Origin of the sequence: Arthrobacter sp. AK01 (assembly GCF_021109375.1) — a bacterium.
Classification (GTDB): domain Bacteria; phylum Actinomycetota; class Actinomycetes; order Actinomycetales; family Micrococcaceae; genus Arthrobacter.
This window is the reverse complement of sequence record NZ_JAJOHP010000047.1, coordinates 1-16,638: the sequence shown is the minus strand read 5'-3', so window position 1 is coordinate 16,638 and position 16,638 is coordinate 1. Positions and strand designations below refer to the sequence as shown.

The window sequence follows — 16,638 nt, the reverse complement described above, 5'->3', positions numbered from 1 at the left end:
GGCTAGGGGCGTTCTATGAGCCGGTACACCGATACGTGGCTGCGGGACTCAGCGGTGAATTCGCTGCGGTCCCAGTCGGCCCACCTGGATTCCAGTTCAAAACCTGCTATCCGTGCCATGAGGTCGAGCTCGCTCGGCCAGATATAGCGGTGTGGCGTCCGGCCAATCAGGGCCTCACGCCCATCGGATAGCTCAGAGCCGAACCGCACATGGTGCGAGACAACGTGCTGGCGGAGCACATCGTAAGTGTCCACCAACAAGTAGCCGGGCTCGCTCACTTCCACCGTTCCCCCATGTCCCGGGGGCAGTGAACGCAGTTGTGGGACCCAGAGTTCAATGACAAACCGACCGCCGGGGGCGAGATGGCCGGAAGCGTTCTCGAAGCACCGGACTTGCTGGTCCTGTGTCAGAAGATTCGCGATGGTGTTGAACACCAGGAAGGCCAGGGTGAAATTCCCGCCTATTGAAGCCTCGGACATGTCGCCCTGAACCACGGGAATCTGGTCTTCGCCCACCTTTTCGCGCAAGCGCGCGATCATGGCGTGGGACAGCTCAATGCCGCTGACCGGCACGCCGGCTTCCAGGAGCGGGATGGCCACGCGCCCGGTTCCGATCGCAAACTCGACGGCGGGACCTCCCGACGCGAGTTCCGACAACACCTCCACGGTGGGGCCAAGTACGTCAGGGGAGAACATCCCCTGACCGGGAGTGTCGTACTGCTGCGCGGCATCGTCGTCCCAGAGTTGTTGCTGGTTGATCATCCTGCCACTATTGCAGCCGACCGCCGGCGAGTTGAAGAGGCATGGCCCCACCTATGCTTGAGGGATGGGAGAAGAGACTGTGGACCACAAGGCCCTGGCCGTCTGCATGATTGATATCTCGTCCGACATTCGCCGCAAGTCACTGAACGAGACCGGCCTCCGCCCCATCTCGAATGGTCTGCTGGAAATCCTTCGCGTTGTTGAAAGCCATCCTGGTGTCACCGTTGCCGAGGTGGCGGCCAGACTTGGGCGGCAGTTGAGCAACATCAGTTCCCAGTTGCGCGAGCTCGTAGCTTCCGGCTTGGTCACGCGGGTCAAGGATGCCTCAGACAAGCGCTACGTTTCCCTCCACCCCACGGACGAATCCAGACGGATCAAGGCGCTCCTGGAGAATGGGTGGGCCGACGCCATCATCGCGGCGAGCGCCCGCCTGCTTCCCGAAGAGCGCGAGCAGATCGCGGCCAGCCTTCCGGCGCTGCAGCGGTTGGCTTCGTTCCTTTCAGAACCTGAGATGGACCCGGCACACCCCAAGCTTCCGCACCCCAGGAACACGTAAGGCACGTCACCCTGATCCGGGCTTACACCCGCCACCATAAGTACTTATACTTTTATAAGTATTACTACTTTCAAGAATGGGTGACGCGCGTGGCATCGCAACTACTGGAGACATCGGGCGGACAAGCCCAAGCAAACACACCAGCCCCACCGGGCGGTAAAGGCAACATCGGCTGGCGGGCCCTACCCTTCCTGGCCCTCGCCCAGTTCATGGTGGTCCTGGATGGCACCATCGTGAACCTGGCACTCCCCCGCCTCCAGCTGGAAATGGGCATCAGCGATTCCACCCGCTCCTGGGTGGTCACTGCGTACGCCCTCGTCTTCGGCGCCTTCCTCCTCTTGGGCGGACGGATCTCCGATTTCTGGGGACGGAAGCGGACCTTCATTACGGCCTCGGCAGGCTTCGCGGTGGCATCACTCATCGGCGGATTGGCCCAGCAGCCCTGGGAACTCATCGGGGCCCGCGCACTTCAGGGCATCTTCGCTGCCCTCCTCGCGCCGGCGGCCCTGGCACTCCTGACGGTAGCCTTCCCCGGTGGCAAGGACCGCGGCACAGCCTTCGCCATCTTCGGCTCCATCAGCGGCGTCGGCGCAGCGGTCGGAGTTCTGCTGGGCGGCTTCCTCACCGAATTTGTCTCGTGGCGGTGGTGCTTCTTCGTCAACGTACCTATCGCGGTCATCGCGCTGATCGGCGTGTGGACCTTGGTGGGCGAAAGCAAAGCGGGAGGCTCCACCAAATACGACTGGCCCGGCGTCGTCCTTGCCGCCTTAGGCCTGGGCTCATTGGTCTACGGCTTCGCCAACGCCGAACACGGCTGGGGTGCGGTGGAATCGTGGGGCTTCATTGCGGCAGGTGCGCTGTTGCTGGTACTTTTCGTCGCCGTCGAACGCAAGGTCAAGAACCCGCTGCTTCCGTTGCGCGTCGCCACCGAGCGTAACCGCGCCGCTGCATTCCTGGCGTCCTTCCTTGCCGGGGCAGTGCTGATCGGCGGCATCCTGTTCATCAACTTCTACCTCCAGATCGTTCTGGGCTTCGCCCCATTCGCGGCCGGAATCGCATCCCTGCCCATGACGGTGGTGCTGATCATCACGGCGGGCGTTGCGGCGAAGAACCTGCCCCGACTGGGCGCCAAGGTCCCCAGCGCAGTGGGTCCGGTCTTCATGGCCGCGGCCATGCTGTGGCTCACTCAGGTCACGCCGGATGGGACGTACGCGGTGAACATGCTGCCTGCGTTGATCCTCATGGGCATCGGATTGGGCCTGGTCTTCGTCCCCATGCAGAACCTGGCCCTCTTCGGTGTGGACAAGGACGACGCCGGGGTGGCCAGCGCCCTGGTCAACGCTTCGCAGCAGATCGGCGGATCGCTGGGCATCGCACTCTTCAGCGCCATAGCGGCTGCTACCACCGCGGCAGCGACCACTACGGCAGCTGGCGGCATGCCCCTTGCGGCGCTGACCTCGGGCTATTCAATGGTGTTCCTTTGGGCGGCCGGAGTGGCGGTTTTGATAACCCCACTCGCACTCCTCCTGATCAGGATCGACCGCAGGAGCTTCAGCGGAACAAGCGATACCCCGCACGTTCACCTGGGCTGAACAATCGGCGTGGGGGGGGGGGGCGGGCGGCGCGGGCGGCCCCGCGCCCCGCGGGGGGGGGGCGCGGCGCCCGCATCTTTAGTACGGCTCGGCGGATATCTCGCGTTAATATTGACATGACATAAGTCACATTCTGTAAGCTAATTTCAAAGTCAGGCATACGGCTTCCTTCGCCCTACCCGGGGAGGTCCCCATGGCCCCGAATTCACTCAAGGCCGAGAATCTCATGGCCCATGGCGTCGCGCTCTCGGCGGCCACCATCGCCAGGCGACGGGCAGCCGCTCAGCACGGCAACCATGGCGTGGCAAACAAGCCCGATGCCCTCCTCGGAGCGATTGCAGTCCGCCAGCTTTTCCACCGCTGGCCCTTAGTGCCATCCCGTGAACTGGAACGCATCCGCCACGTACTGATCCATTGCGACCAACTCGGTTCACCCGACACGCATCACTTATCCGAACCAGCGCAGGCGCTGCTGGACCTCATCAACTGCGAGTTGGAGCGTCGACATGTGGCGGGAAATCAGGCGTCCGGAACGGCACCGGTCGGAGACGCAGTGGTGGCAGGACAGGCATCAGTCGCCCCGGACAAGGACGCCTCCTGAGGCTGGCTGGCCTTTGGCGTTGGCCCCCATGGAAACCTGAAGCTCCTGGAGTTCAGCCAGGACTGCTGAACAGTGGTGACAGTGATCCGCGTGCTGCCTGATTCTGGCCTGCGCATTTCCGCTCAAGCCGTTGCGGACGTACCTGCCGAAATGCTTCAGATATTGTGCGCAGGACTGGATGGTGGGCTCGCCCACATGCTTCTGCAGGTACCTTTGCAGGAGCCCCTCGCGTGCACGCAGGGCCAACGCGGACACGGCGTTCGGGGTCAGCCCCAGCAACGGGCCGGCTTGTGCCGGCTTGAGACCCTCAACGTCCACATACCAGAGCACATCTTGCCAGCGCCGGGGAAGATCACGGAAGGCCTGCACCAAAATGATGGTCTCGTGGGTCCCCAGGACGTGATCGTCACCGGCAAAGGCCAGGGCATCCATCGCGCTGGAGTCAGTGAGAACCAGCCGGGCGGACGTCTGGTTCTTTCGGTGGGCCATCCTGCGGATGGTGGTCAGGAGGTAGGGCCGGAACGACTCCACAGGACCCTTGCCCTCAATGGTCGCTTGGAAGACGGCGGCAAAAGCTTCACCCACTACGTCTGCGGCGTCACTGGGGTTGTCTGATTCCGCACGGGCCACGAAACTTCCCACCCGCCGGTACCGGATGAACAGTTCCCCGAAGGCTGCAACATCGCCTCCCCGCACCAACGCCAACAGCTGTTGGTCGCTCAGTGGTTCTGCGGAAGGCGGGTCACCGCCGTTTGGGCAGGGCATCGTTTGGACTGCCATAACGGGCCTTTCAAGGGATGGAGAAGCCTGGACGGAGCTGCCGGGATTGAGGTGATGCGGCAGTGTCGTGGGCGCAGTCAAGGAAGGCCCCGCCCAAATACGCTGTGACATGCATCGGACGGGGCCGCGTGAAGGTGTTGGGACGTTCCTGCGGGGTCGCGGTTGTTACGGGATGGCCGCCACGACGTCGATCTCCACCAGGAAGTCACCCAGGAACGAACCAACGGTGGTCCGCGCCGGGTAAGGAGCCACGACGTACTTTTCATAGATGGCGTTGAAGCCCTCGAAGTCGCGCCCCGGGTGGTGCAGGTGCACGGTCGCCTTAACCACGTGGGAGAAGTCCAGACCGTGGGCACCCAGGACCTCACCCAGGTTCTTCATGGCCTGGATGGTTTGTTCCTCGATGGTGATCCCGACGCGTTCGTCCGTCATGGGGTCGTGCGGGGTCTGGCCTGCGGTGAAAAGGAATCCGTTGGCCACGATGGCCTGGGAGTAGGGACCGGCCGGGCTGGGTGCGAGGTCCGTGGTGACTTGGTGACGGGTCATGATGGTGATGCCTTTCGCGGTGCTTGGAGAACTTACAAAACCTTGGAGAGGAACGCCTTGGTGCGTTCGTGCTGCGGATCGCCCAGGACCTGCTCGGGCGGGCCGCTTTCCACGACCACCCCGCCGTCCATGAACACCACCTGATCGGCCACCTGCCGGGCGAAACCGAGTTCGTGCGTGACCACAACCATGGTCATTCCTGCTTCAGCCAGCGACTTCATCACGTCCAGGACTTCGCCCACCAGTTCGGGGTCAAGAGCGGAGGTGGGCTCGTCGAAGAGCATCAGCTTGGGCTTCATGGCCAAGGCCCTGGCGATCGCAATGCGCTGCTGCTGCCCGCCGGAGAGCTCCTGGGGGTAGGAGTGCCCGCGGTTACCCAGGCCCACCCGGTCCAGCAGGGCCTGGGCTTCGACAACAACTTCACGCCGGGGCCGGCCAAGAACGTGCACGGGTGCCTCGATGATGTTCTCCAGCACGGTCATGTGCGGGAAGAGGTTGAAGCGTTGGAACACCATGCCGGCATTGAGCCGTGAGCGGGCCGTTTGGCGTTCCTTCATTTCGTAGAGCTTCCCGTTGCGCTCTGCGTAGCCCACCAGGTGCTCGTCCACGTAGAGCCGGCCGGCGTCAACCTTTTCGAGGTGGTTGATGCAGCGAAGGAACGTGGTCTTGCCGGAACCGGACGGACCGATCAGGCAGGTCACCGATCCCTTTTCAACCCTGAGGTCGATGCCTTTCAGGATTTCGATAACGCCGAAGTTCTTCCGGACTCCCCGGGCTTCCACCATGGCGGTAGTCATCATGCTGTCCTTGTCTTAGGCTTGCGGATCCGTCGGGGTGCTGAGTCGAAGCCACGTCCGTAACGGCGTTCAAGTTTGTTTTGGAAGAAGCTCAGGACAGTGGTCATGAGCAGGTACCAGAGGCTGGCCACAATGAGCAGCGGGATGGTCTGGTAGTTGTTCGCGTAGATGATCTGGGCCGAGTACAGCAGGTCCGAAATCGCCAGGACACTCACCAGGGACGTGCCCTTCAGCATCGAGATGACCTGGTTGCCGGTGGGCGGAAGGACCACCCGCATGGCCTGGGGCAGGATGACCCGGTTCATCAGCTTGCCACCGCTCATTCCCAAGGCACGGGCTGCATCGTACTGGCCCTTATCCACGGAGCCGATGCCGCCGCGGATAATCTCGGCCATGTACGCGGCCTCGTTCAGGGACAATCCCAGGAGCGCAGCCCCCAGCGGTGAGATCAGCACGTTGGCCGAGCCCAGGACCATGGACGGTCCCCCGAACGGAAGACCGAAGGCGATCACCGGGTAAAGGGCTGCAATGTTGTACCAAAAGATCAGCTGGACCAGCAGCGGCGTACCGCGGAAGAACCAGATGTAGGCACGGCTGATGGTGCTCAGGATCGGGTTGTCGGAAAGCCGCATGATGGCCAGCAGCGTACCCAGGGCTATGCCGACGGTCATGGACACCACTGTCAGCACGATTGTCAGTCCGGCGCCGGCAAGGATCTGCGGGGCGAACAGGTAGGACACCACGACGTCCCAGCGGTAACGTTCGTTCACCGCCACATCCCAGGCGGCGCTCAGCGCAACAAGGATGAGGACGATGGCCAGGGCCAAGCGGACCGGGTGCTTCAGGGGCACTACGGGAATCGAATCTCCGGAAGCCGCTGTCGCCGGCTCCTTCGTGTCAGGGACTGGGGGTTGATTGTGCATTGCCGTCACCTCTTTGCTGGTGGAATTCATTACTGTGTATTCCGCTACTGGGCGAAGTTGACGCGGGCGTCGGTGATGGCGCTGGTCTCCAGGCCGTACTTACCGAGGACCTTGATGTAGGACTCGCTCTTGATCACGACGTCCAGGGCGGCGGAAACGGACTTCACCAAGCCGGATTCCTTAGGCATCCCCACCCCTACGGGAGCGAACTCGTACGTACGGGCAACCTCGATCTGCGGGTTCTGGGTAGCTGCGTAATTGAGGATGGGCGAGTCAGCCAATACCGTATCCAGCCGTCCGCTGGTCAGTGCGGAGATTGCCTGCCGGGTGTCCTGGAATTCGCTCTTCTGGATGGCTTCCTTGCCGGCCGCGACGCACGCTTCGTCGTATGAAGGAACGTTGACGGTCAGCTGGTACGAGCCCGTGAGGAGGCCCACTTTCTTTCCACACAGTGCGTTCTCGTCCTTGATGCCTGCCGGGTTGCCCTTGGGAACAGCGATCGCGTTACCGATTTGCATGTAGTCAACGAAGTCCAGGACTTCCATGCGCTTTTCAGTGGGGGTCATGGAGGAGACCGTCATGTCGTAGCGGTCGGCTGCAAGGCCGGGAATGATGGAGTCGAAGTTTGCCACCTGAATGTCCACTTTGACACCCAATGCCTCGCCGATGAGACGGGCCACATCCGGATTGGTTCCGGTCATTTCCTGCGTGCCTTCGCGGTAGAACTGCGTTGGCGGTTCGTTGGTGGGGATGGCTACGCGCAGGACCTTGGAAGCCTTGATGGACTCCGGAAGAAGGTCGACGGCGGCTTGGTTGACTTCCAGCGCGGGGACGCCGGTCCCCGCTGCGGCTGCGTCGCCGGACGGGTTCGACGCCGATGCGTTGCCGGTGGGGCTGCATGCCGTCACTGCCAGCATGAGCGCTGCCGTGACGACGACGGTGGGTAAGCCGAGTTTGGCAGGCAAGTTCTTCATCAGGGGGTCCTCATTTCTTCGAGGCCCGAAGGGGCCCCAGGGATTAGGTTGGGTTGGGTGCGGGTGAACGCTTCGTTGCGGTGCCAGATCAAATCCCGGCCTTCGGTACGCAGTTCCTTGATGGTGGATACTCCGAGGAGCATCATGGTGCGGGTCATTTCGGCCCGGAACATTTTTAGGACGTGGGCCACGCCCGCTTCACTGGCCGCAGCCAGCCCGTAAAGGTAGGGGCGGCCGATGGAGCAGGCATCGGCGCCCAGTGCCAACGCCTTGACCACGTCCGAACCCCGGCGGATTCCGCCGTCGACAATGATCTCCATCCGGCCGGCGGTCCTCTCAACGATGTCCGCGAGGACATCCAGTGGAGCAGCCATGTGGTCCAGCTGCCGTCCGCCGTGGTTACTGACCTGGATGGCGTCGATTCCCATGGCAGCTGCCAGCGCGGCGTCGTTCGCGTTCACAACGCCCTTCAGCACGATGGGACCGTTCCAGCGATCCCGCAGGTCCCTGATATCGTCCCAATCGGTGGGCTCATAGGAACCGGCAAGCAGCGTGCGCCACATGTCCGGCGAGCTGGCCAGTGGGCCCTCAGGCACCTCGGCGTCCAGGTTGGGGAAGGCGATCGCGTCATTGGCCAGGAATCCCAGCGCCCACGCGGGGTGCAACATTCCCTCCACAACCGTCTTCGGCTTGATGGACGGCGGGGCGGTAAATCCGTTGCGGTAATCGCGCTCGCGGTGTCCTATGGCCCGGCAATCGACATTGACCAGCAGAGCTTCGTAGCCGGCGTTGGATACCCGGTCCAGGGCGGCCTGCAGGAGGCCCTTGTCCGAGGTGGGTTCCAGGTTGAACCATCGGCGAAGTCCCGGTGCCGCCGCGCTGACGTCTTCCATGGTGGTGGTGCTCAGGTGGGCCAGGCCGTACGGAATACCTTCGGCGAGCGCTGCACGGGCGACGGCGGACTCGCCCTGCGGGTGGAACAGCCGGGTACCGCCTGTGGGTGAGAGGGTCACCGGCATCGAAACGGGTCCGCCCAGGAGGGTTGAGCTGAGGTCCAGGTTCTCCACGGAGCCCCATTTGGGGAGGAAGGACCAATCGTCGAACGATGCGCTGTTGCGGCGCAGCGACACCTCGTCCTCGCCGCCACCTTCGATGTATTCGAAGATGCTCTTGGGCAGGCGCTTGGCCGCCAGCTTCCGCATGTCCTCCACGCTGTAGCACTTACGCGACAGGCGCTCCGAGACGGATCGGGCCGGTCCCTGCACCGAGGCGAGCGCCTTGATGTCCTTGAGTTTCATGGTGTGTCCTCTGCGTTCCTGCTGGGGTTACCCTCCCAGCTCCTTTCCCAATAGTGACGCAGATCTCCATCTCTCTATATGTGAATTCCTCTACAAGATAAGAATCCCTCTTGTGATAACGTCCATTCATGGACCAAGCAGCGCCGCTTCCCGATCCTCAACAGGCCGAGCGTTCCCAGTCAGGGATGCAGCAATCCGTGGTGCGGTTGTCCGACTGCATCCAACTCATGCAGGCGGACCTGGTGCACGCCAATCCCACACCGGAGAACCTGGGGCACCCCGTTTCTGACGTGCTGATGTACGACCCCCTGGATAACTGGTCCAGTGTTGACGACCGCATCATCCTGGCGGTCGGATGCACCTTCGGGTCCCCGGATTTCGATCAACTCCTCCACAGGGCGGCGAACAGCAACGCGGCTGCAGTGATCGTCAAGGCACATGGCGCAAAGATGGAGCAGCTGCGTTCTGCTGCGGTTGGTTACAGCCTGTCCGTGCTCGTCGCCCCTGATACCGCGGACTGGACGCGGTTGGTGGCACTGGCCAGGGCATCGGTGATGGGTGCGGCAGCGGATTCAGTCTCAGGGGTACGGCTCGGTGACCTCTACGCCTTCGCCAACGCCGCGGCCTCCATCACCAACGGCGCCGCCAGCATAGTAGATCCGCTCGGCCGCATCCTTGGCTATTCCACCTTGCCGGGCCAGCCCATCGATGAGCTCCGGCGCATCACCACGCTCACCCTGCAGGAGACCACCCAACCGGCTTTCGACCAGGACTTCAAGATCGTCTACGCAGCCCCGGGAGCGGTGCTGGTGCCGGCGCCCGACGACGGCATGGCCCGCCTTGCGCTGGCCGTCCGGGCCGGCGGTGAGCTACTGGGTTCCGTCTGGATCATCGACCCTGGTGAGGAGAAACGCGCCACCGCGTTGAACGCACTGGACCGCATGGCGCCCTTGGCCGGGTTGCACATGCTCCACGCGCGCTCGGCCTCGGACTTTGGCGAGCGACGCAATGCCGACCTCATCCGGACCCTCATGGATGACACTCCGCACGCATCGTTTGCTGCTGCCCAACTGGGCCTGGACACAGCCAACGGCCTGGCCGTGGCGGCCTTTTCCATAGTCCGGCCGGAGACCGGAAGCCTTGAATCAGTGCGTGACATCCATCGCCTGCTGCACCTTGTAACCACTGTGTGCAATGTGCAGTTCGGCACCAGCCACAGCGCCTTGATCGGGTCTGTGGTCTACGCACTGCTCCCCTGCAACGGGACCTCGCCGCGAGCACTGCACGGACGGATCATCCAGGAAATTGAGGCGTACTCGCACACCATCAGCTCCTTCCCGGTCATCGCCACCGTGGGAGGCATCGCCGAAAGCATCGAGGGCCTTGCCCGATCCAGGTCCGAGGCCATGCAAACCCTGCACCACCTGCTGAACCTCCAGTCACGGGAGGACAAGGCACGCGGGATAAAAGCGCCGGGCATTGCACTTTTTGAAGACTTTCAAATACCGCTGGACCTGCTGAAAATCGGCGCGTTCATTGAGGACAACGGGCTGGGCGGCTCGGACGGGATCGCCAGGATCCAGGCCCGCGACGCCGAGCAGCAAACAGATTACCTCGAGACCCTCCGGGCCTATCTGGCGTCCAACGGCAACATCTCCGCTATGGCCACCCACCTCCATGTACACAACAACACCGTCCGCTACCGCGTGGCCCGCCTGGCCGAGGACTTCAACCTGGACCTGGCGGACCCGCAGAAACGACTGTGGTTGTGGCTGCGCCTGACCACCATGGACCTCGCGGCCAAGTAGCCGCCAAGTAGCCCCGCGAAGGCGGGACTTAACGGATGATCGGGAGGCCCGCCGTCGGGAAGACGCTGGGGAAGATCGACGGCGGCGGGACCGGTACGGTTTCCAGCGGCACCGTCACGGTGTCCGCGCCGACTGTAACGTGGTGGTCCCGCACGTTCAGGCGCAGCGGCTCGTCGCTGTAGTCCGGTCCGCCTGCGAGTGTGAGCGCGATGGAACCTTGCGAAAGATCCACGGCCAGCAAGCGCCCCTGGACCTTGAGCCGGAAGGACAAACCCTCCCACTCCACGGGCAGACGCGGATCGAAGCGCAGCACCTCGCCCTGGTCCCGCATGCCCGCGAAACCGCACACCAAGGAGCTCCAGATTCCGCCGGTGGAGGCGATGTGGACGCCGTCGATCGTGTTGCCGTGGGAATTGTCGAGGTCGATGAACAGGGCGTCGGTGAAGTGCTTCAAGGCAACGTCGCCATACCCGACCTCGGCCGCCATGATGCCTTGGACGCACGCAGACAGGGTGGAGTCGCCGGTGGTGATGGGATCGTAGAAGTCAAAGGCGCGCTGCTTTTCCTCCGCCGTGAAGTCCTGCCACTGGAGGAACATCGCCAACACGGTGTCGGCCTGCTTGAGGACCTGGTGCCGGTAGATCACCAAGGGGTGGAAGTTCAGCAGCAACGGGTACTTGGACTTGGGAGTGTTCCAGTCCCATGGCTCCAGGGTCATGAAGTCGTTGTCCTGGCTGAACACTTCAAGGTGGGGGTCGTAAGGCAGTGACATGCGCTCGGCAGCCTGGCGCCACACCATCCGCTCGGTGTCGGCGATTCCCTCATCCTCCAGGGCGGCAGCGGCACGCAGGTTGAAACGCGCCATGACGTTTGTGTACAGGTTGTCGTTGACCACGGCCGTGTATTCATCCGGGCCGGTGACGCCGTGGATGTGGAACATGCCGTCCTTGCCGAAGAACCCCAGGGAGGCCCACATGCGTGCTGTTTCAATCAGCAGGTCGGCCCCCAGTTCGCCGCTGAAGGTGTCGTCGCCGCTGGCCCACTGGTACCGGTTGGCCGCGAAAGCGATGGCCGCGGCGATGTGGAACTGGGCAGTCCCGGCAGCGTAGTAGGCACTGGCCTCAAGCCCGTTGATGGTGCGCCACGGGAACAGTGCGCCATCAACGCTGAGCTCCTTGGCCCGCACCCGGGCATCCGGCAGCATGGCATGGCGGGATTCGAGCACCTTCCGGGCACCGCAGGGGTTGGTGTACGTCAGGTACGGCAGGAGGTAGACCTCCTGGTCCCAGAAGTAGTGGCCCTCATAGCCGGACCCGCTGACGCCCTTTGCCGGAATACCGGCCACCCCGGCACGTGCAGTGGCCTGCGCCAGCTGGAAGAGTCCCCAGCGAACGGCCTGCTGCATCTCGGGTTGGCCGCCGATGGAGATGTCGGCCGTGGTCCAGTACTGCTCGTAGTGCGCTTTGCTTTGCGCCAGGACCTCGGCGAAGGAAACGAGGTTGGCTTCCGCATCTGCGGCCAGGCTCTCGCCGCGGTCCTCGGCGTCGCTGGAGCCGGCCACGACGTAACTGACCGACTTCTCGACGCGGAAAGTGTCGCCGTCGTGGATTGCCAGGACATAGCGCACGGACGATTCGTCCTCAGCCACCAACGTCTCGAACGGCTGGCCTTCGGCAGAGATCCAGTGATCCACGGCCATGGCAACACGCTGTCGCGATTCGGAGGTCTCCCACGCCAGGCGGAGGGAACCGTCGGCTCCCTGCAGGTGCAAGGGCAACAGGACGCGGCCGGCGTGCCGGCCGGAGCGGCGCGGATCGTGGACGGAGTGGTCCTCCACAGGCTGGTCCTGGCGGTTGACGACGCCGGAAGTGATGTCCGCGGACACGTCCCGGTCAGCTGTCAGCGACAGTTCCAAGCCCAGGCATCCGCGCGAATCGAACCCGACCGCACGGCGCTCCACCGTGGTGACCGTGGCACCTGAACGGCAGGCCCAGGTAATGCTTTCCTCGTAGACGCCTGTGGAGAAGTCCACGCTGCGGTGGTAGTCCACCACCGTGGACTCCGCCAGGCTCAGGGCCTCACCGTCAATGGACACCGTGAAATTGTTGGCGTCCGGCACGTAGACGATCCGCTGGCCCGTCCGGGCGAAGCCGTAAGCATTCTCGGCGTGCTTGATGTCCCAGATCTCATGGAAACCGTTGACGAACGTACCGGGAAGTTCGCTGTCCCCGGCCGTTGAATGCGAGCCACGGATACCAAGGTGGCCGTTGCCGAGCGCGAACAGCGTTTCCAGCGTTCCCTCGTCACCGGCGACGTGGATGTTTTCCACGAGCTTCCAGGGCTCGCAGGGGAAGCGCAGCCGATCGGAGCTGATGAGTGCCATGGGCTGTTGAAGTCCTTCGAAAAAGTAGGGTCAGAGAAGATCGTTGAGGTCGTCGACCACCAGCGTGGCGCCGGCGTCGAGCAAGGCCTGTCGGCCTGCTCCGCGGTCCACACCGATCACGGCGAAGAAGTTGGCACCGGCGCCGGCCTGCACGCCGGACACTGCGTCCTCCACCACGATGCATTCCTCCACGGGCACGCCCAGCAGGCTTGCTCCATAGACATACGTGGCCGGGTCCGGCTTACCGGGAAGTCCGACGGCGGCGGCCACCTGACCGTCGACGACAACCTCGAAGTGGTGGTCCAGGCCCGCGGCCTTCAGTACTGCGGGCGCGTTGCGGGAGGAGGACACCACAGCCACCTTGAGCCCCAACTCCACCGCCGCGTTGATGAATTTGACCGAGCCCTCGTACGGCTCGACGCCGCGGGAATTTACGATCTCATTGAAAATCGCGTTCTTCCGGTTGCCCAGGCCCTGCACCGTCTCGTTCTCGGGGTCGTCGTGGACCGGACCTTCGGGCAAGGTAATGCCACGGGAGGCCAGGAAATCCCGGACTCCGTCGAAGCGCGGCTTCCCGTCGATGTGATCGAAGTAGTCGCTCTCCTGGTAACCCTGCGGATGGCCCGCACCAGTCAGGTAGCCATCGAACAGCTCCTGCCATGCATGCTCGTGCACCACGGCAGTGGGCGTCAGCACGCCGTCGAGGTCGAACAGCAGCGCAGAGGCGCCCGTCCAGGCAGTACGAAGATCAGTCATGTGCAGTATTCCGTTCAGCGCTTGTGGCGCGTGGTTTTGCGTTCGATGAGCTTGGTATCGAGCAGGTGGTTGGTCGGTTGATGGGGAGTTTCGATATTCAGCAGGCGTTCACACAGGAGGTTTGCTGCGAAGGCGCCTTGGTCTGCGACGGGCTGCGCCACAGTGCTCAGGCCAAGGAACCCGCTCATGGGGTGGTCGTCCATACCGATCACGGACACGTTTTTGGGCACGGACAGGCCGTGTTCTCGCAGCGCAGTCAACACACCGAACGCGGCCTCATCACAGTGGGCAAACACTGCCGTGGGCCTTGCACCGCGGGCGACGAGTTCTGTCATTGCCCGCCGGCCGTCGTCGATGCTTGGCCCGGAACCCACCACAAAGTCCGGGTGGACGGTGAGGTGGTGTTCATCCAGCGCACGCCTGAAACCCCGGAACCGTGGGGTCTCAGTCACAACGGGGTGCTCATTGCTCGAGAGAACGGCCAAGTCCCAATGGCCCAGCCCCAGCAGGTGTTGGGTGGCCTGCCAGGCCGCGTGTTCGTCATCGATACCTACATTGTCCCACGGAACATTTCCCATACCCACGCTGGCCACTGCCAGCCCGGACGCTTGCAACGCTTCCACCTCTGCGGCCGCGAGGTCAATATTGAGCAGGAGAAGCCCGTCCACCCGCTGGGCGAGGTTCTCCAACTCCCCAAAGACCTGCTTCCTCACGCTGGGTTTGTTGCGCAGGCTGATCAGGACTGTGTCATAGCCGCTGTCGCCGAAGACTTCTTCTGCTGCTTCCACTGCTTGGGCGAAGAACCAGGCCGTGGCCGTCGGTGCAACGATGGCCACCGATCCCGTGGTGCCGCCTGCCAGCCGTGACGCGGCAGCCGAGGCTTTGTAGCCAAGTTTGCTGGCGGCCTCCGCCACCTGTCGCTGTGCCTTTTCAGAAACATTGGGGAGCTTCCTGAGTGCCCGCGACACCGTGCAAATGGACAATCCGGAGAGGACGGCTACGTCCTGGATCGTCACCCTGTGAGTCCTAACCATGCAACACGGCCTCAACCCTTTCCATGCTCGCCTGACGCCTGGGGCGTGAGACCCCGACCGGGTCACCAGCCAAAAGTGTAAGCGCTTACAATTTTGTCATTCAATAGAGTGCAGTCGAATGCGATATTGTGACGCGAATCTCACCAAGGGCTTGATTCCGGAGCCCTGATGCCTTCTAATCCGGGCATTCCTTCCACGGTCCGGCAGCGGTCAGGCACCGTTCAGGCACCGTTCAGGACAGGTCAGGCACCGTTCAGGACGTAGTACTTCAGGAATGCACTGACATCCACCAGCTCCGGCGCTTCGATCCTGTGCCCCATGCCCGGATAGCTTCGCGCGGTGAGGGCAACATTGGCCTCCAACCACTCTTCGGTGTGGGCGATCGCGTCCTCGTTGATCACGGGGTCAGCCTTGTCCCGGCCCCAGAAGAACGGCGGCGGGGAATCGAAGGACTCACTCAGGGCGAGGAGGTCGTTGTCCAGGACGAAACCGGACAGGCCGACGGTGGCTTTGAAGGCGTGCGGCCGCAAACGCAGGAGGGTGCTGGCCATGGCCATACCCTGCGAGTAGCCCAGCAGGCTGACACTGCTGTGGTTGTCCTTGACGGAGTTGATCCAGTTGAACACCGAGTTGGTGGACGCGATGACGTCGGCGAAGTCGTTGGTCAGGAAGTAGTCCAGCAGGAACCATCCGTAGTGGTCGCCGATCACTTTGGGACCCCGAAGTGCGGCACACGCGAACTCGCCGGGCAGGTGCGGGAAGAGGTCCACCATGCGCTGTTCGCTGGTTCCATAACCGTGCATCATCACCAGCAGAGGAGTGTCCTTGCGCTGGCTTTCGGGCTTCGACCACACCACTGAATCCATGGTCACGAGCCTAGTAGACTGGCGCCATGACTCCGCAGGAACTGGCCAACCTGGCCCATCTGCGGCGCGCACGCGACTTCATCGATCGCGAGTATGCGCGTCCATTGGATGTGCCCACCATGGCCGCCGGCGCGCTCATGTCTCCTGCGCATTTCTCCCGCCAGTTCAAAGCCGCATACGGCGAATCCCCCTACAACTACCTCATGACCAGGCGGATCGAGCGGGCCATGGCCCTGCTTCGTGCGGGCACCAGCGTCACCGACGCCTGCATGGAAGTGGGCTGTACGTCGTTGGGTTCCTTCAGCGCACGCTTCACCGAAATCGTGGGCATCAACCCCAGCGAATACCGCTCCCGTGAACATCACGCGGTGAAAGCCATGCCCAATTGCATCGCCAAGCAACAAACCCGCCCTGAAAGAACCAGGAACAGTGACAGCAACAAAAACCTGAGCAGGATTGAAGAAGCGCCCACGTCACAGCTGCAATAGCGTGTGATTCATGAACATTTCATTGAAGTACGCACACGTCACAGTCAACGATGTCGATGAGTCGCTCGCCTTCTACCGGGACGCCCTGGGCATGGAAGTAAGAAACGACGTCGGCTCCGACGGCCAGCGCTGGGTCACCTTGGGCAGCGATGCCCAGCCTGACCTTGAACTGGTCCTGTCCCCTCCGCACGCCGGCCGCTCCCAGGCCGACGGCGACGCCATCCAGGAACTGCTGACCAAGGGCGTCATGCCGATGCTCGTGTTCAACACGGACGATCTGGACGGCACCTTTGAGAAGCTCCGCGCGTCCGGCGCTGAAGTACTCCAGGAACCGATCGACCAGCCGTGGGGTCCGCGCGACTGCGCCTTCCGCGATCCCTCGGGCAATATGATCCGCATCAACCAAGGCTGATTCAGGCGACGCCGGCCTGGGGGGTGCGACGCCCGCCCCGGGGGGGCGCGTGACACGCGCCGG

Annotated in this window: 17 protein-coding genes; 6 read left to right on the top strand and 11 right to left on the bottom strand. The window is 63.1% G+C overall.

Going from position 1 to position 16,638, the window contains the following annotated elements; genetic code table 11:
* Positions 1 to 2: 2 nt before the first annotated feature.
* A complete protein-coding gene (locus LN996_RS16075; RefSeq protein WP_231341419.1) occupies positions 3 to 761 on the bottom strand; it encodes a class I SAM-dependent methyltransferase in 759 nt (252 codons plus the stop codon).
* A gap of 64 nt (positions 762 to 825) precedes the next feature.
* Between LN996_RS16075 and LN996_RS16070 the strand changes: the two genes are divergently transcribed.
* The 3 genes from LN996_RS16070 to LN996_RS16060 all read left to right on the top strand — a co-directional run bounded on the left by LN996_RS16070 (position 826) and on the right by LN996_RS16060 (position 3,510).
* Positions 826 to 1,317, top strand: coding sequence for a MarR family winged helix-turn-helix transcriptional regulator (locus LN996_RS16070; protein WP_231341418.1), 492 nt, complete (start codon positions 826 to 828; stop codon positions 1,315 to 1,317).
* Between the two features lie 89 nt (positions 1,318 to 1,406).
* Positions 1,407 to 2,909: an MFS transporter gene (locus LN996_RS16065; protein WP_231341417.1), complete on the top strand. Its 1,503-nt coding sequence runs from the start codon at positions 1,407 to 1,409 to the stop codon at positions 2,907 to 2,909.
* 193 nt (positions 2,910 to 3,102) lie between these two features.
* Positions 3,103 to 3,510, top strand: coding sequence for a hypothetical protein (locus LN996_RS16060; protein ID WP_231341416.1), 408 nt, complete (start codon positions 3,103 to 3,105; stop codon positions 3,508 to 3,510).
* Here the strand turns inward: LN996_RS16060 and LN996_RS16055 are convergent.
* The 6 genes from LN996_RS16055 to LN996_RS16030 all read right to left on the bottom strand — a co-directional run bounded on the left by LN996_RS16055 (position 3,481) and on the right by LN996_RS16030 (position 8,828).
* On the bottom strand, positions 3,481 to 4,290 hold the full coding sequence (locus LN996_RS16055) for a sigma-70 family RNA polymerase sigma factor (RefSeq protein WP_231341415.1): 810 nt from the start codon (positions 4,288 to 4,290) through the stop codon (positions 3,481 to 3,483). The genes LN996_RS16060 and LN996_RS16055 overlap by 30 nt on opposite strands.
* Positions 4,291 to 4,455: 165 nt before the next feature.
* Positions 4,456 to 4,836, bottom strand: a complete 381-nt coding sequence (locus LN996_RS16050) for a RidA family protein (RefSeq protein WP_231341414.1) — start codon at positions 4,834 to 4,836, stop codon at positions 4,456 to 4,458.
* Positions 4,837 to 4,868: 32 nt separating this feature from the next.
* Complete coding sequence (locus tag LN996_RS16045; protein WP_269215773.1) at positions 4,869 to 5,633, bottom strand: amino acid ABC transporter ATP-binding protein; 765 nt, start codon at positions 5,631 to 5,633, stop codon at positions 4,869 to 4,871.
* Positions 5,633 to 6,556, bottom strand: a complete 924-nt coding sequence (locus LN996_RS16040; protein WP_231341413.1) for an amino acid ABC transporter permease — start codon at positions 6,554 to 6,556, stop codon at positions 5,633 to 5,635. Before LN996_RS16040 ends, LN996_RS16045 begins: the two co-directional genes overlap by 1 nt.
* A gap of 44 nt (positions 6,557 to 6,600) precedes the next feature.
* On the bottom strand, positions 6,601 to 7,530 hold the full coding sequence (locus LN996_RS16035) for an ABC transporter substrate-binding protein (protein ID WP_231341412.1): 930 nt from the start codon (positions 7,528 to 7,530) through the stop codon (positions 6,601 to 6,603).
* Positions 7,530 to 8,828, bottom strand: coding sequence for an alpha-hydroxy acid oxidase (locus tag LN996_RS16030; RefSeq protein ID WP_231341411.1), 1,299 nt, complete (start codon positions 8,826 to 8,828; stop codon positions 7,530 to 7,532). Before LN996_RS16030 ends, LN996_RS16035 begins: the two co-directional genes overlap by 1 nt.
* Positions 8,829 to 8,956: 128 nt before the next feature.
* Between LN996_RS16030 and LN996_RS16025 the strand changes: the two genes are divergently transcribed.
* Positions 8,957 to 10,636, top strand: a complete 1,680-nt coding sequence (locus LN996_RS16025) for a CdaR family transcriptional regulator (protein WP_231341410.1) — start codon at positions 8,957 to 8,959, stop codon at positions 10,634 to 10,636.
* 28 nt (positions 10,637 to 10,664) lie between these two features.
* Here LN996_RS16025 and LN996_RS16020 read toward each other — a convergent pair whose 3' ends face one another.
* From LN996_RS16020 to LN996_RS16005, 4 genes are all read right to left on the bottom strand, one after another.
* A complete protein-coding gene (locus LN996_RS16020; protein WP_231341409.1) occupies positions 10,665 to 13,019 on the bottom strand; it encodes a glycoside hydrolase family 65 protein in 2,355 nt (784 codons plus the stop codon).
* A 30-nt stretch (positions 13,020 to 13,049) separates the two neighbouring features.
* Positions 13,050 to 13,775: an HAD family phosphatase gene (locus LN996_RS16015; RefSeq protein WP_231341408.1), complete on the bottom strand. Its 726-nt coding sequence runs from the start codon at positions 13,773 to 13,775 to the stop codon at positions 13,050 to 13,052.
* Between the two features lie 14 nt (positions 13,776 to 13,789).
* Positions 13,790 to 14,791 carry a LacI family DNA-binding transcriptional regulator gene (locus LN996_RS16010; RefSeq protein ID WP_231341407.1) on the bottom strand — a complete coding sequence of 334 codons (1,002 nt, stop codon included), beginning with the start codon at positions 14,789 to 14,791 and terminating at the stop codon, positions 13,790 to 13,792.
* A 260-nt stretch (positions 14,792 to 15,051) separates the two neighbouring features.
* Complete coding sequence (locus tag LN996_RS16005) at positions 15,052 to 15,675, bottom strand: alpha/beta hydrolase (RefSeq protein WP_231341443.1); 624 nt, start codon at positions 15,673 to 15,675, stop codon at positions 15,052 to 15,054.
* A gap of 26 nt (positions 15,676 to 15,701) precedes the next feature.
* On the opposite strand from LN996_RS16005, the gene LN996_RS16000 reads away from it, so the two are divergent.
* Both LN996_RS16000 and LN996_RS15995 read left to right on the top strand, forming a co-directional pair.
* Positions 15,702 to 16,163, top strand: a complete 462-nt coding sequence (locus tag LN996_RS16000) for a helix-turn-helix transcriptional regulator (RefSeq protein WP_231341406.1) — start codon at positions 15,702 to 15,704, stop codon at positions 16,161 to 16,163.
* Between the two features lie 10 nt (positions 16,164 to 16,173).
* The gene (locus tag LN996_RS15995; protein WP_159704170.1) at positions 16,174 to 16,575 is read left to right on the top strand and encodes a VOC family protein; all 402 of its coding nucleotides are present in this window, start codon (positions 16,174 to 16,176) and stop codon (positions 16,573 to 16,575) included.
* The last annotated feature ends 63 nt before the right edge of the window (positions 16,576 to 16,638 follow it).